Source organism: Pedobacter yonginensis (genome assembly GCF_003173595.1).
GTDB lineage: Bacteria > Bacteroidota > Bacteroidia > Sphingobacteriales > Sphingobacteriaceae > Pedobacter > Pedobacter yonginense.
Genome location: NZ_QGNZ01000003.1, coordinates 309,974 through 325,306, shown reverse-complemented (window position 1 = coordinate 325,306; position 15,333 = coordinate 309,974). Strand labels below are relative to the sequence as shown.

Annotated in this window: 9 protein-coding genes; 4 read left to right on the top strand and 5 right to left on the bottom strand. The window is 37.9% G+C overall.

The genetic code is table 11. The features are described 5' to 3' along the window. Positions 1-38: 38 nt before the first annotated feature. From DHW03_RS12980 to rpmB, 3 genes are all read right to left on the bottom strand, one after another. Positions 39-194 (bottom strand): DUF4295 domain-containing protein, encoded by a 156-nt coding sequence (locus tag DHW03_RS12980; RefSeq protein ID WP_010599808.1) that lies wholly within the window; start codon positions 192-194, stop codon positions 39-41. Positions 195-280: 86 nt separating this feature from the next. After that, the gene (gene rpmG, locus DHW03_RS12975) at positions 281-463 is read right to left on the bottom strand and encodes a 50S ribosomal protein L33 (protein WP_010599807.1); all 183 of its coding nucleotides are present in this window, start codon (positions 461-463) and stop codon (positions 281-283) included. Between the two features lie 44 nt (positions 464-507). Then, positions 508-741, bottom strand: coding sequence for a 50S ribosomal protein L28 (gene rpmB, locus DHW03_RS12970; RefSeq protein ID WP_109926275.1), 234 nt, complete (start codon positions 739-741; stop codon positions 508-510). Positions 742-953: 212 nt separating this feature from the next. Between rpmB and acs the strand changes: the two genes are divergently transcribed. Continuing rightward, positions 954-2,849, top strand: coding sequence for an acetate--CoA ligase (gene acs, locus DHW03_RS12965; protein WP_109926274.1), 1,896 nt, complete (start codon positions 954-956; stop codon positions 2,847-2,849). A gap of 96 nt (positions 2,850-2,945) precedes the next feature. Here the strand turns inward: acs and DHW03_RS12960 are convergent, their stop codons facing one another. Together DHW03_RS12960 and DHW03_RS12955 are read right to left on the bottom strand one after the other, a co-directional pair. Then, positions 2,946-4,310, bottom strand: coding sequence for a RagB/SusD family nutrient uptake outer membrane protein (locus DHW03_RS12960; protein WP_109926273.1), 1,365 nt, complete (start codon positions 4,308-4,310; stop codon positions 2,946-2,948). Positions 4,311-4,328: 18 nt separating this feature from the next. Then, the gene (locus tag DHW03_RS12955; RefSeq protein ID WP_109926272.1) at positions 4,329-7,421 is read right to left on the bottom strand and encodes a SusC/RagA family TonB-linked outer membrane protein; all 3,093 of its coding nucleotides are present in this window, start codon (positions 7,419-7,421) and stop codon (positions 4,329-4,331) included. A gap of 198 nt (positions 7,422-7,619) precedes the next feature. On the opposite strand from DHW03_RS12955, the gene DHW03_RS12950 reads away from it, so the two are divergent. From DHW03_RS12950 to DHW03_RS12940, 3 genes are all read left to right on the top strand, one after another. Next, the gene (locus DHW03_RS12950) at positions 7,620-7,805 is read left to right on the top strand and encodes a CsbD family protein (RefSeq protein ID WP_109926271.1); all 186 of its coding nucleotides are present in this window, start codon (positions 7,620-7,622) and stop codon (positions 7,803-7,805) included. A 155-nt stretch (positions 7,806-7,960) separates the two neighbouring features. Further along, the gene (locus DHW03_RS12945) at positions 7,961-12,097 is read left to right on the top strand and encodes a hybrid sensor histidine kinase/response regulator transcription factor (RefSeq protein WP_109926270.1); all 4,137 of its coding nucleotides are present in this window, start codon (positions 7,961-7,963) and stop codon (positions 12,095-12,097) included. Between the two features lie 151 nt (positions 12,098-12,248). Then, entirely contained in the window at positions 12,249-15,323 is a 3,075-nt protein-coding gene (locus tag DHW03_RS12940; protein ID WP_109926269.1) for a SusC/RagA family TonB-linked outer membrane protein, read from the top strand. Positions 15,324-15,333 lie beyond the last annotated feature (10 nt).

The window sequence follows — 15,333 nt, the reverse complement described above, 5'->3', positions numbered from 1 at the left end:
GCCTTTAATATTTTTATCAATATTAAAAAATATTAACCTTATTTAGATGCGATTGCATCTTTTACGTGGTCGTTGTGCACGATAAGCTCTTTAAATGAGTAAGCACCAGTTTTAGGTGATTTTACCATTGTAATTACTTTCGAATATTCTTTACCTGTACCTGTTTTAAGGGTTGCAACTACTTTCTTTGCCATGTTTTCTAAAAATTTTAATGATTGAATTGGTGGATGTTAGAATGAGTGAATCTGAAATTCAATCCTTCAATCAATCTATCATTCAACTATTTTATCTCTTTGTGTACGGTTACTTTTCTCAATACTGGGTTGAATTTTTTCAATTCTAAACGCTCAGTAGTGTTTTTACGGTTTTTAGTAGAAATATATCTAGACATACCTGGCATGCCACTTTCTTTGTGCTCAGTACATTCTAAAATAACCTGAACTCTGTTACCTTTTTTTGCCATTTTATTATAAATTGTAAACTGTTAATCTCAACAGTTAATGTTTTTTACAAAAATCCTTTTTTTACGAAACGGTTGATTGCTTCGCTGATACCCACTTTGTTGATGGTTTTAATCGCTGAAGTCGAAACTTTCAACGTAATCCAACGGTCTTCTTCAGGGATATAAAATTTCTGAAGTTTCAAATTAGGATAAAATTTGCGTTTGGTTTTAACGTTTGAGTGAGAAACGTTATTACCTACCATTGCCTTTTTTCCTGTTAAATCACAAACTCTTGACATGACTTGTAAATATAGTTGTTAAAATATCGTCGCTTAATTTTTTTAAGAGTGTGCAAATATCTGAATAATAATTGTAAACAGCAAGAGCGCAGCCAATTATTTTCACTTATTTTAAAAAAGCAATCTGCGTATTCATTTTGATACGATTTCAATATTTCTGCTCACTATTATTTAATTAAATTAGCCGCCACTAATCCAATATATAGAGCCCCATGCAAATTACATCTTTTAAGCAATACGAAGAAGATTATAAAAAAAGTGTAGAGAACCCTGAGCAGTTTTGGGGAGAAGTTGCCCAAAATTTCCAATGGAGAAAACCTTGGTTTAAAGTATTATCGTGGAATTTTAGCGAACCGAATATCAAATGGTTTGAAGGTGCTAAATTAAATATTACCGAAAATTGTTTAGATCGCCATTTGGCTGCCAATGGCGATAAACCCGCCATCATTTGGGAACCCAACAACCCTGAAGAAGAGAGCGTTACGCTCACGTATAAAATGTTGCACGAGCGCGTTTGCCGGTTTGCCAATATCCTAAAACGAAATGGCGCGAAGAAAGGTGATCGCATTTGTATTTACATGCCAATGGTGCCAGAACTGGCCATTGCTGTTTTGGCCTGCGCCCGAATTGGTGCCGTGCATTCTGTAGTATTTGGTGGTTTCTCGGCAAAATCCATCGCCGATCGGATTAACGACGCCCAGTGCAAGTTGGTGATTACTGCTGATGGCGCTTACCGTGGCAATAAACAGATTCCTTTAAAAGAGGTGATTGATGATGCTCTAATTGGTTGCCCAACTGTAGAAAAATGTATTGTGCTTACCCATATACGCACCCCAGTTTCGATGTTAAAAGGTCGCGATGTTTGGTGGGAAGATGAAGTTAAACACGTAAACGATATTTGCGAAGCTGAAGAAATGGATGCAGAAGACATGCTGTTCATTTTATACACATCAGGTTCTACTGGCAAACCCAAAGGAGTTGTTCATACCTGCGGTGGGTACATGGTGTATGCTGGCTATACTTTTTCAAATGTTTTCAATTATCAACCTGGCGAAGTTTATTTCTGCACAGCAGATATTGGCTGGATTACCGGTCACTCCTATATTGTTTATGGACCACTTTCTCAGGGCGCAACTTCTGTATTGTTTGAAGGGATTCCAACCTACCCAACGCCTTCGCGTTTTTGGGATATTGTAGAAAAACATAAAGTAAACACATTATATACCGCGCCAACAGCCATCCGCTCGTTAATGAGTTTTGGTGATGAGCCTTTAAATGGAAAAAATTTAAGTTCAATTCGAGTACTGGGCTCTGTTGGCGAGCCGATTAATGAGGAGGCTTGGCATTGGTTTGATGAAAAGATAGGTCATGGCAAGGCGCCGATTGTAGATACTTGGTGGCAAACGGAAACGGGTGGAATTATGATTTCCCCGATTGCCGCCGTTACCCCAACGAAACCGAGCTTTGCAACTTTGCCTTTACCAGGAATTCAGCCTATTTTGGTTGATGAGAATGGGAAAGAGATAGAGGGCAATGGCGTAATGGGTAATCTTTGTATCAAATTTCCATGGCCTGGCATGTTGCGCACCACTTATGGCGACCATGAACGCTGCAAGCAAACTTATTTTTCTACATACGAGGATTTATATTTTACTGGCGACGGTTGCTTACGCGATGAAGATGGTTATTACAGAATTACTGGGCGGGTTGATGATGTTTTAAATGTTTCGGGACATAGAATTGGAACTGCCGAGGTAGAAAATGCCATAAACATGCATGCTGGTGTTGTAGAAAGTGCTGTAGTGGGTTATCCGCATGATGTTAAAGGGCAAGGGATTTATGCTTTCGTAATTTATCCAGAAATGCATGGTGAGGCTGAATTATCTAAGAAAGATATTTTACAAACCGTAACCCGAGTGATTGGTGCGATTGCGAAGCCAGATAAAATCTTGTTTGTTTCGGGCCTACCTAAAACAAGATCGGGAAAGATTATGCGTCGCATTTTGCGTAAGATAGCGGAAGGAGAAACTTCAAATTTAGGCGACACTTCTACGTTACTAGATCCAGGTGTAGTTGAAGAAATTATAGAAGCATCTAAAAATCTGTAGTTTACAAATTAGAATTGTCTTGATGGTATGTAAGAAACCATTTTAAACAAAAAATGCCTCCCGAATTAGGAAGGCATTTTTTGTTGGTATTTACTTTTAATAACCTGGGTTTTGGACTAGGTTTTTGTTGGCATCCATTTCTCTTTGAGGAATAGGGAAAACCAAGGCATTAGCGTTCCATGCTAAAGAACCAATATTGGTTTGTGTTCTCTTGGCATCGTGTAAAGAGAAGCCTTCAAAAGCGAGCTCCAGTTTCCGCTCATTCAAAATATCTGCTAGAGTGGCAGTTGTAGTTGTTAAGCCAGCACGCGATCTAACTACTGATAAATCTTGAAGCGGAGTTTGCCCTCCAATAGGTGCAGCTGGAGCTAAGCGGGCATTGCATTCTGCTCTGATTAAATACATTTCAGCCAAACGAATGATGGATACGTTTCCATAAGGATTTGCAAATTTCGAAGTGAAAATATCACCATCATCGTAAAAAGCATTAATTCGATCATCTGTTGTGCTGTAGTTATTGTCTATCCAATCTTGAGAAATAACAGCATCACCACGTCCACCATAAGTTGATGATCCATAAAATTCGTTAAAGCCATTAAAACCAGTGAGGGTTCTAACTTGGATAGAAAATACATCTTCCGTTGTGTTTGTGCCTGGCGATGATCCCATTACTGGAAATGCATCAATAAAAGCTGATGTAAGACTATAGTTGCCTGATGTGATTACTCTGTTGGCTGCATTTGCTGCGGCAGCATAGTTGCCCTGTTGTAAATACAATCTTGCCAACATTCCAGCTGCGGCATATTTGGTTGCAAAAAAACCATTCGTGGCTGGCAGTTTGGCTTCCGCATCGGTCAAATCTGCAATTGCTTGTGTATAAACTGCTGCAACAGTAGCGCGGCTTACATAAGTTGCATCTGTAATAGCCGTTGTTGGAACCAAAATAATCGGCACACCTAAATTTGTACTGGGGCTTCCATCATTGTAAGCCTTGCCAAAAAGTCTAACCAAATCAAAATATGCAGACCCTCTGATAAATTTAGCCTCTCCTTCAACTCTGTTTTTCTTTGCTGCATCTACCTTGCTAATGGCAGCAATTACATTATTTGCATCGTTAATTGCGGTATATCCATCAGCCCAAACGTTATCAACAAAGGTGTTCGTTTTTAAAAGGGATTTGTTTATCGTTTGTGTTAATTCCTCATAAGTTCCAAACCATTCTATTGCATCTGTATTCGCTAAAAAATCGGCCATTAAGAAGGGCCTGCCTCCGTAAAAATTTCTGCTTCCTAGTGCTGAGTATGAACCCACAAGTGCAACCTCAACATCTTTCGATGTTTGTAGTGCTTTACTTTGCTCGATGGTATCAACCGGAGCAAGATCTAGGGCTTTTTTGCAGGATTGAGTTGTTGATAACAACGTCGCTGCAAGTATTAAATTATATATATATGTCTTTTTCATGATGAATCTTATTTTGGATTATAGGCCAACGTTTATACCAAATGAAATCACTCTTGGTTGCGGAGCAGAATAAAAATCTACACCTTGATTTATGTTAGTTGATTGATAATCAGCATTAACCTCTGGGTCCCAACCTTTGTAACCCGTAATGGTTGCCAAATTTTGCGCTGTTGCAAACAACCTAAGTTTACTAAGTTTAATTTTGGTTAGGATTGATGTTGGAAAGTTATATCCAAGTGTTAAGGTCTTTACACGAACATATGAACCATCAGATAGGTATCTTGTTGAATTTCCTACACCGTTAGCATAAAATAAGCGAGGTTCAGGAATTAAGGTAACATCTCCTGGTTTGTTCCAATAGCCCATCTGATCTACAGTTTGATTGTCGTAACCATTTGAAGCACTTGCGCTCATGTATTGTCCGCCCGCATTAAAAATTTTGTTTCCTTGTACACCCTGTAAGAAAATACTCAGATCAAAATTCTTGTATGAAAAGCTGTTGTTAAGCCCAAAGGTATATTTTGGGTTAGGGTTGCCAGCAAAAATCCGTTGCGCTTGGTTAATGTCGTTTGTTGTTGAACGATCCACATTTCCAGATGCATCAGTTGTGTTGCGGTAATAAATTGCATCTCCGTTTGCTGGGTTAACTCCGGCATACTCTGGCAAATAAAATACTCCAATAGGTTGATTTGAAATGGCGGCATTAATTTCGTTCGTGTTTAACACCTGCCCGCCTAAGTTTGTGATTTTATTGTTGTTGATTGCAGCCGTAATTGCGGTTGACCACTTAAATGCGCCTACAAGATTTTCTGAATTGATGCCCAGTTCGAAACCTGTATTTTTTAATGCGCCTAAATTTTGGGTGATGGTTGAGAAACCTGTAGTTTGCGGAATTGGAACATCTAGCAGAAGTTCAGTAGTATTCTTTTGGTAAAAATCAAAAACCCCTGTAATTCTATTTTTTAGGATTCCAAAATCTAAACCAATGTCTAACTGTTTCGTTTTTTCCCATGTTAAATCGGGATTTGCAATTCTTGTCGGGATTTGCCCTGCACTACCACCATAAGCGCCCGTACCACTAAATAAACCACGAGCGGAGTAGTTACCAATTTCGGCATTACCTGTTAAACCATAACTTACTCTAAACTTTAATAAACTAATGGTCTCATTTGAACTTAGGAAATCTTCTTCTGAAACAATCCATCCTAATGATCCAGCAGGGAAGTAACCATATTTCTGATTTTCTCCAAAACGAGACGAGCCATCCGCTCTAATGCTGAAGCTTGCTAAATACCGTTCGTTGTATTTATAGTTTGCTCTAAAGAAATAAGAAAGAAAGCTAAAAGCACTTTCGTTGCTTGTTGCAATTACTTTTGTTGCTGCACTACCCAGTTTGATATAGGCATCACTTGGAAAATCCTGACCTTCTATTGTACTGTATTTTGTGGTTGATTTTTGATAACTTGTACCTAAAATAGCATCGAAAGTACTTTTGCCTACGGATTTGTTGTAACTAAAGAAGTTATTTGTATTGGCATTGATTACAAATGTAGAGATGTTTTGGCCATCGCCATTTGCTGTTCCTGTATTTCTAAAAGTTAATGATCCATAATAACTCTCTTCATTTTGATTGAGGTTATCAATTGAGAAATCTGAACTAAATTTAAAGCCTTTTGCAATGTTTATATTAGCGAATGCTTTACCTATTGTACGGTAAACGGTGGCTTTGTAAAAAGCATTTTCCACGCCAATTAATGGGTTGTAATAAACCGGAAAATTAGAGGCTGCACCTGGCAATGTTCCGCTCACTAAACCTGATCTTGGATCGATAAATGGCGTAATTGGAGATAATGCAACAGCTTGTAATGGACTAGAAAATGCATTGTCATTTGATAATCTGTTATTTATACTATTCGAGAAGTTTAAATTTACCCCCACTTCTAAGAAGTCAGTTACCTTGTTTGTTAGATTTAATCTGCCGCTATATCTTTTATAGCTATTTCCAATAACAATACCTTGCTGATCTAGCGCTTGCCCACCGATATAAAATTTGGTTTTTTCATTGCCGCCATTTAAACTTAAATCATATTGTTGGGTAATTGGATTATCTTGAAAAGCCGCTTTTTCCCAATTGGAATTAACCTTATACGTTTTGTAATCGTCGTTTCCTGCTGAATATCTGTTTAAACGACTTTCTACACTTGCTGCATAATCGGCTTTAGCATCCGCTAATGTTGCATAATCTCCATTGAGGAAATCTTGATTTGCCGCGCCCTCTCCAGCTCTTCGGATGATTTGAACATATTGCTCTGCGTTTAAAAATTCCCTATGGTTTGATGGCGTACTTACCCCGCCCAAAGCATTAAACTGAATAAGTGTTTTGCCAACTTTACCCTGTTTGGTTGTGATGAGCACAACACCATTAGAAGCTCTTGCGCCATAAATTGCAGATGCAGAAGCATCTTTCAAAACTTCAATCGATTCAATATCGTTGGTGTTGATATCTGCCAAAGCACTTGTTGGCGCTGTAGTGCTCGATAAATCTGCTGTGGTAATTGGAATTCCGTCTACCACATAAAGCGGTTCGCTACCTGCTGTTACCGATGATGCACCCCTTACCCTCACGGTAATGCCTTGACCTAGTTTACCATTTTGTGCAGCAATTTGTACCCCAGCTGCTTTTCCTTGCAGGGCTTGTTCAAAGCTGGTTACAGGCAGGTTTTCTAAATCCTTAGATTTTACCGAGGCAACCGATCCGGTTACATCCTTTTTAATTTGCGTACCATAGCCTACCACAACGATGTCGCTAAGTGTGGTGTTTTCTTCTTCTAAATTTACGTTAATGTTGTTGCCCGTAATGGCAACTTCTTTTGTTTTGTATCCAAGGAAACTAAAAACAAGTGTTTTTGCATCATCTGGAACACTTAACCTATAACCTCCGGTAGCATCTGTTTGCGTGCCGTTGGTTGGAGCGCCTTTTACAAATACACTTACCCCTGGAATTGGGCCTGAAGTGCCAGAGCTTACCTTGCCGCTAATTGTTTTGCTTTGTGAGAAAGCAAACGAAATTAAACCGAAAGATAAAATGAAGCTTAGTAGTAGTCTTTTCATCTAATTTTTGTTTAGTTAATAATGAATTCATCTTTTTAGGAATGATAATTCCAATATAATAAAAAGAAAGGATATAGCTTAACGGAATGTAGGAAATTTCATTTTTTTTGATTGATTATTGTGTTAAACCAAACAAAGCCACATCTATCTTTGTTAAATAGTGGTAAAATCAATATAAAATATTAAATAACGATTGCTATGGATAAGTTAGAATTAAAAGGAAAGTGGAATGAGATAAAAGGAAAGGTTAAGCAAGCATACGCAGAATTAACCGATGATGATTTGAAGCATGAAGAAGGTCAGGATGATGAATTGTTGGGTAAGCTTCAGCAAAAAACAGGCAAAGGTAGAGACGAGCTTGTTAAATGGATCAACTCTTTATAATCTCTGTCAATAAATTAGCAAAAACAGGTAGTCAATTTTGGCCGCCTGTTTTTGTTTATGCCTATTTTTAGTGCATTTATACCAATATTTTTTTTAAATTTATACCTCCTCAAAAGTTCTATCCAAATTACCTTAATCGTTGCCCTATCCCTGAAATGTGTAAAACCTATTTTCTTTATGCCTTATTAATTGGGTTGGTTTTTTCGCAAAGCCTTTTTGCCGACGATGTTAAGCCTGGCGTATCTTTTTATTACCGTCAGTTGGATAATCGGAATGGCTTATCGAACAGTTCTATAAATGCTATTTTACAGGATAAAGACCAATTGTTATGGATAGGTACTTGGGATGGCTTAAACCGATATGATGGTGCACATTTTAACGTGTACAACCACAACATCGATAAAGCTGAGAACAGCATCGGCAGCAATGTAATTCAAAGCATTAAGGAAGATAATAGCAGTAACATTTGGATCAATACCATTGGTGGCATTTCCAGATACAATAAAATCACCGGAAACTTTAGTCGCTACTTTTATAAAAATACCTCCGCTCAAAAAATTAGAGAAAATGAATATGAGCTGGTCATCAACACCAGAGGCGATGTGTTCTGCTTTTCAGCGAATGGCGTTTTGAGCAAGTATAATTCTAGTACCGATAAGTTTAACGATTATCAGAAGTTTAAAGTGGGGGAAGGAATTACAAAAATGAGCTTCTTACGTGATCGGCTTTGGTATCTTGATGCAAAGGGGGCGTTAGTGGTTGCCCAAATCACCGATAAAGGATTGAAAACCATTAAAACTTTCAACCATCCAAAGGGTATTTCAAATTTCTTCAGTATAAATGGGCAAATTATTTATACGTTGAATAATGATAGTCATTTTAAAATTGATGGCGATTTGAATGTGCAAGCGCTAAATATTGCCGAAAAGCGAATTAAAGCGATTACTTTTTATCAATCTAACTACATAGTTGCCTGGGAAAATCAAGGGGTTTCTGTATATGATGCCCAGTTTAAACCAACTCAATTTTTAAAAAATGAAACCAAGCCACTAGAAAATTTAAAGGTTACAGCTTTAAATGTAGGTCAAGACAAGGTGCTCTGGTTAGGCACTGATGGTAATGGCCTAATTCAAATTTATCCGAAGGAGAATTACTTTGGACTCCTGACTAAAATTAATGGAACCACTATAAACAAACCAATTAGAGCCTTTGCAGAAGATAGTGGGAATTTATGGGTGGGCACTAAAGGAAATGGTGTTCTAATCTTTAATAATTTCTGGAAAGTAGGGAGCGAGACTACAAAACCTCAAAAAATCGATGTTGGTTCTGGTTTGGATAATAATTCTGTATTTGCCATAAAACGAGGATTTGACCAATTTATTTACATCGGCACGGATGGGAAGGGAATTTCAATTTACGACCAAAAATCGGCAAAAACCCTCTCCTGGAATAAAATTAAGGGGACTGAACAGGTGCCTGAATTTAGATCGGTGTACAGCATTGTACAAGATCAAGATAGTTCTGTTTGGATTGGCACCAGCGGCTATGGCTTAATTCATTTAAAGTTAAAGCGCAATATTGATCAATCCGTATCTGTTAAAAGTTTTAAGCAATATAATTCTTCATCCATCGAAAAAAATGGACCGGGCAACGATATCATTTATGCCTTAGCTAAAGGCAAAGACCACAAACTCTGGATTGCCTGTAGGTATGGCGGTTTAAGTGTGTTGAATCAAAAAACTGGAATATTTAAAACCTACAAAGCGCTTGGTTACGAAGGCAGTTTATCGCACAGTGATGTGCTTTCTTTGTTTTACGATAGCAAAAACAGGCTTTGGGTAGGCACCAGCTATGGTTTAAACTATTTGTCTTATGCCGAATCGCTTAAATCAAAGCCAAAGTTCAGTAAAATTACGATGGATAATGGCTTGCCGAACAACACCATCCATGCCATACAAGAAGATGGTTCGGGGAGCATTTGGCTCAGCACCAATAAGGGCTTGGCAAAATTGAATCCAGAAAACAATAGCATTGCAAACTATCAGGAAAGTGATGGCTTACAGAGTAATGAATTTAGTGATGGGGCTGCGCTGAAAGCTTCGAACAATAATTTGTTATTCGGGGGGATTTATGGTTTCAACTATTTTGTGCCCAAATACATTACCGAAAATACGAAGCAGCCCAATTTGCTCATTTCTGATTTACAATTGGGCGGCAAACAGTTCGAAAACAATCAATATTTAATTGTAAAGGCGCAGCAACAGCCAATACAGGCATTTGTGTTGGAAAGGAAAAGCAACTTCTTCCAGTTCTCTTTTAACGCCTTAAATTATTTTAACGCCTCTAAAAACGAATTTGCTTATAAGCTAAAGGGCTTAGATCAAAATTGGCGTTATACAGGTACTGATGGTAAAATCGCTTATTACAACATCCCACCCGGAAAATACGAGTTATTGGTGAGGTGGAGTAATGGAGAAGGCATTTGGACGAAAGATGTGGTTGCGTTAAAACTCGATGTGAAACAATATTTTTGGCTTACCTATCCAGCTTATGCGTTCTACTTTTTGCTTTTGGTTATTGGAGGTTATGCTTTCCATTTATACCGAAAAAATAAGCTCGAAATGAAATTTAAGTTGGAGCGGGAATATTTGTTCAGACAAAAGGATGAGGAAGTACATCGCCAAAGAATTAATTTCTTTACCAACATTGCCCATGAAATTCAAACGCCGCTCACCTTAATTTTAGGTTCGGTTGAACATTTTATGCAGAGAAAGGACATGCTCGATAAACCGATTGATAAAAATTACTTCTTATCGCTCGTTCATCAACATACGGCTCGTTTAACCTATTTGGTGCAGCAACTACTGGAATTTAGAAGGGCAGAGGCAGGCTACCTAACACGCAATGACGATTATTTTGACATTTCTAAACTGCTAAACAGCTTAACGCAACTGTTTATACCTGTAGCAGAAAAGAACGAACAGCATTTCGAGCGGAACATCCAAAACGGCATAGCGGGTTTTATTGACAAGGATAAGTTTGAAAAGGTACTTTTCAATTTACTATCAAATGCTTTCAAACATGCAGGAGAAAGGCAGGATATTGCATTTTCAGTAAGTTTTAATGCCGAAAATCAGGATTTGGAAATTATTGTGGCCAATTCGGGTTGTAAGCTGCGCGAAGAAGATTTAGAAAGTCTTTTCAAAGAGTTTCATATTGGAGCGGAAAACCAATTCGAAAAGTTTAGCACGGGTATTGGCTTGGCTTTTACCAAACAGCTCATCGCCATTATGAATGGTTCTATTCAAGTTTCTTTAAAAGATGAATGGATTTATTTCACCTTTAAATTGAAACTTAAACAAGCCGTAGAGGGTAAACAAGATGAGGTGATTGCCTCCGCACCATCTTATTTATTTGAATCGATTTTAAAACCTTACCAAGATGAGGTTGCAGAAACGGTAGGAGAAAACAACAAACTTGCCTTGATTGATGACTTACAGGGGGTTGCAGAATCCAGTATTTTAATTGTTGAGGATGATGCCGCCTTGCGTTTTTTAATTAAGAATATTCTTAAAGATCAGTACAATATTTATGAAGCGGAAAATGGGGTATCGGCTTTAGAATTTCTGAAAAACAATACGCCGGATATTATCATTAGCGATGTAATGATGCCGGATATGGATGGACTTGAGCTTTGCAAGTATGTTAAAACCGCTCCGGCTACTTGCCACATTCCTTTTATCATGCTTTCAGCTAAAGGTACAGAAGAAAGCAAAACCGAAGGTTATGAAACAGGGGCAGATGCCTACATACCTAAACCCTTTCACATTAACTATTTGCAAATGCGTGTGCGTAAATTGTTGGATTATCGCAATCGCATGAATCATTTGATTAAGGATCGGAATATCAACAATCAGTTTGTTGATGTGGATTTGGAACAAGGTGATAAGGAATTTTTAAATGCTTTGGTTAAAGCGGTAGAAGACAACCTCGCCGAACCCGATTTAGATGCATCGAAACTTGAAGATGCCTTATGCATTAGTAAAATGCAATTGTATCGAAAACTGAAAACGCTTGCAGGGATGACGCCTTCAGAATTTATTAAAAGGATAAGACTAAAACACGCTGCGGTTTTACTTCAAAACTCCAAGCTTACCGTTTCAGAGATTTTCTATTTAACGGGCTTTAACAATAAGTCTTATTTCTTTAGAGAGTTTAAAAAAATATACCATTTGGCACCTAATGAGTATCGGCAAAAGCAACATGAAGGTACTACAGCAGAAAGTATTTAAAAATTTATCTGAACTGAAAAAAATAGATATGCATTGCGAAAAATGTGCTTTTAGGCTGGTTTTGCAACAATAGTGAACTAAAATGTTATTATAGTGCACTCTGTTAGGTCAGCGTTTGATCGATATTTGCCTATAATCAAATATAAATCAAATGAAAAAAAACAGACGTATTTATGCATTGTTGGTTTTCTTGTTTTTAGCCGTTTCGGGTTTTACAAGTTATGCACAAACAAAGATAACGGGTAAGGTTACTGATGAAACAAATCAGCCTTTGCCAGGTGTGGTGGTTATGCAGGCCAACACACAAAACAAAACTTCTACCGATGGCAACGGAGTGTATGTACTAACGCTTCAAGCTGGCGCATCACAATCCTTAACTTTTACTTACATCGGTTATACCCCAGTAACATTAACTGCTACAGGAGGCAATTTAAATGTTGCTTTAAAGCCCAGTTCACAATCGTTAGATGAGGTAGTGGTTTTGGGTTACACCTCTCAAAAGAAAGCCTCCATTACAGGCGCCGTTGGTTCTGTAAATATGGAAGATGCTGAGAAACGTAGGGTTCCAGATGTAGCACAGGTGCTTCAAGGTCAGGTTGCGGGTGTTGCCGTAACACAAAGCACGGGTGCGCCAGGCGACCCTATTACGATTAGGATACGTGGGGAAGGTACAATTGGTAACAATAGCCCTTTATTTATTGTTGATGGTGTTCCATCTCGCGATATTTCTTTCTTAAATACGAATGATATTAAATCATTAACGGTTTTAAAGGATGCATCTGCGGCAGCAATTTATGGTTCAAGAGCATCAGCCGGTGTAATTGTAATTACCACCAAGCAAGGTTCTGCCAATAAAACCAATATCGAGGTAAATTATTTCAATGGTATTCAGCAAGTAACTAATTTGCCAACCATGCTCAATACAACCCAGTATTTAGATAAGTTGCAAGAAGCTTGGAACAATGCAGGTTACACAGGTACCAATCCGTATAACGCAGAAAAAACCAGAACCGATTTGGCCAATACAGACTGGTTGGACGAATTATTTGAAACCGGTCATTCGCAAAGTGCTCAAGTAAGTGCAAATGGCGGAAGTGAGAAGGTTCAATATTTATTATCGGGTGGTTTTTACAAACAAGATGGTATTGTAATCTTTAACAACGATCAATACAAGCGCGTAAATTTTAGGGCTAATATTAATGCCAATTTAACTGATCGTTTTAAAATCGGAACCAACCTACAAATTTCTAATGAAGCGCAAGATGCCCTATCTTCAAAAGGTGATGCACCTGGTGTTATTCGTCACGCATTTTTAAGGCCACCAGTTATTCCGGTTTATAAATCGCCAAACGATCCTACTTATTCACCAAGCAATCCATTTACAGATTTACCATTTTACAAAAACAATAATCAATCTACCGGATGGGATCAAAACTTTGAAAGATCGCAAAATCCTGTAGCATTAGCTTTTTATAGTAACGATAAGCGAAATACGTTCAGAACTTTTGGTAATGCTTATGGAGAATATTCTTTCTTGAAAGATAAGGAACTAACGTTTAGAACAAACCTCGGGGTAGATTTATTATTTAGACACAACAAAGCCTTTTTGCAAAACTTTGGCGATGATGATGGTGGCGGCTCGGCTCTTGATGCTGGCCAAGGTAGAATTAATCGCCCAAATGGCTTAAATGAAGAACGTGGCCAAGAAACCAATTTTACTTGGAACAATACCTTGAATTATGTTAAAACTTTTAATAAGCATTCGCTAAGCGCATTAATTGGCTCAGAGTACATCAGCAATAAGGCCGATGCGATTTCTGCATCAAGAAGAAGATACGATTATACTTCTGGCACTTTTCAATACATCGACTTTGGCGGAACAGCAAACGATCTCTTTAACGGTGGTTCTGGTGCAGAATGGAGCTTATTCTCGCTATTTGGTTCGGTAAATTACAATTACGATAACAAGTATTTCTTAACCGGAAACTTAAGGGGCGATGCTTCCTCTCGTTTTGCAGAAAACAACCGTTGGGGTTACTTCCCATCTGTTTCGGCAGGTTGGAAAATCTCTTCGGAAGATTTTATGAAAAACGTTACCGCAATTTCAGACTTAAAACTTAGAGCAAGTTATGGTAAACTGGGTAATCAAGAAATTGATAATTACGCCTACTTAACCTTAATTCGTAAAGATGGAGATAAATACGTAACAGATCGTTACGGCAATCCGGATTTGAAATGGGAAACCACCACACAAACCAACATTGGTTTGGATTTGGGCATGTTCAAGAACAGCTTGTATTTATCGGTAGATTATTTTATCAAAAATACATCAGGCATACTATTGCCAATTTCGCTTCCAAAATTTGTTGGAGATGTAAAACCAACTTATGTTAATGCAGGCGAGGTTCAAAATAAAGGATTAGAGGTTGCTTTAACTTACACCAATAACAACCATGCCTTTAAATACTCCATCAATGGAAACATAGCCACACTAACCAATGAGGTTAAAAAGCTTCACCCTAATTTACCAAGTATTATTGGTCAGGTTAGTCGTACGGAAGTTGGCCATTCTTTAAACGAGTTTTATGGCTATCAAATGGTTGGCATTTACCAAAACACTTCAGAAATTAATAGCTACCTGTTTGGAAGCGCCACACATGATGAAAAACCTGGCGACATTAAGTTTGCTGATTTGAATGGTGACGGTATTATTAACGATAACGACAGAACCTATATTGGGAGCAATATTCCGAAACTTACCTATGGCTTAAACCTGAATGGTTCTTACAAAGGCTTCGATTTATCTGTTTTGGTACAAGGTGTACAAGGCATAGATCGATACAATCAGCTGAAACAAATCATTGATTACGATACCCGTCCTTTCAACTACACCGATGCCGTTTTGGGCAGCTGGCATGGAGAGGGTACCTCTAATACCATTCCCCGTGTAAGTTTTACGGATAATGGAAGTAGTAAGGTATCAAGTGTTTTTATTGAAGATGCATCTTATTTGAGAATTAAAAATGTGGAGTTGGGTTACTCTTTTGGTACCATGCTTAAAAAATTAAATTTAGGTGTGCAAAATGTACGTTTCTATGTATCTGGACAAAACTTATGGACCAAAACCAAATACACTGGTTTGGATCCAGAAACAGTTGATGCGATAGATTATGGAACGTATCCTCAATCGAGAGCCTTTTTATTTGGTGTGAATGTTAAATTTTAATTAAAGATAA

Coding starts and splice junctions, on each gene's coding strand:
- DHW03_RS12980 (WP_010599808.1), bottom strand. CDS start 194: ATGGCAAAGAAAGTAGTTGCAACCCTTAAAACAGGTACAGGTAAAGAA.
- rpmG (WP_010599807.1), bottom strand. CDS start 463: ATGGCAAAAAAAGGTAACAGAGTTCAGGTTATTTTAGAATGTACTGAG.
- rpmB (WP_109926275.1), bottom strand. CDS start 741: ATGTCAAGAGTTTGTGATTTAACAGGAAAAAAGGCAATGGTAGGTAAT.
- acs (WP_109926274.1), top strand. CDS start 954: ATGCAAATTACATCTTTTAAGCAATACGAAGAAGATTATAAAAAAAGT.
- DHW03_RS12960 (WP_109926273.1), bottom strand. CDS start 4,310: ATGAAAAAGACATATATATATAATTTAATACTTGCAGCGACGTTGTTA.
- DHW03_RS12955 (WP_109926272.1), bottom strand. CDS start 7,421: ATGAAAAGACTACTACTAAGCTTCATTTTATCTTTCGGTTTAATTTCG.
- DHW03_RS12950 (WP_109926271.1), top strand. CDS start 7,620: ATGGATAAGTTAGAATTAAAAGGAAAGTGGAATGAGATAAAAGGAAAG.
- DHW03_RS12945 (WP_109926270.1), top strand. CDS start 7,961: ATGTGTAAAACCTATTTTCTTTATGCCTTATTAATTGGGTTGGTTTTT.
- DHW03_RS12940 (WP_109926269.1), top strand. CDS start 12,249: ATGAAAAAAAACAGACGTATTTATGCATTGTTGGTTTTCTTGTTTTTA.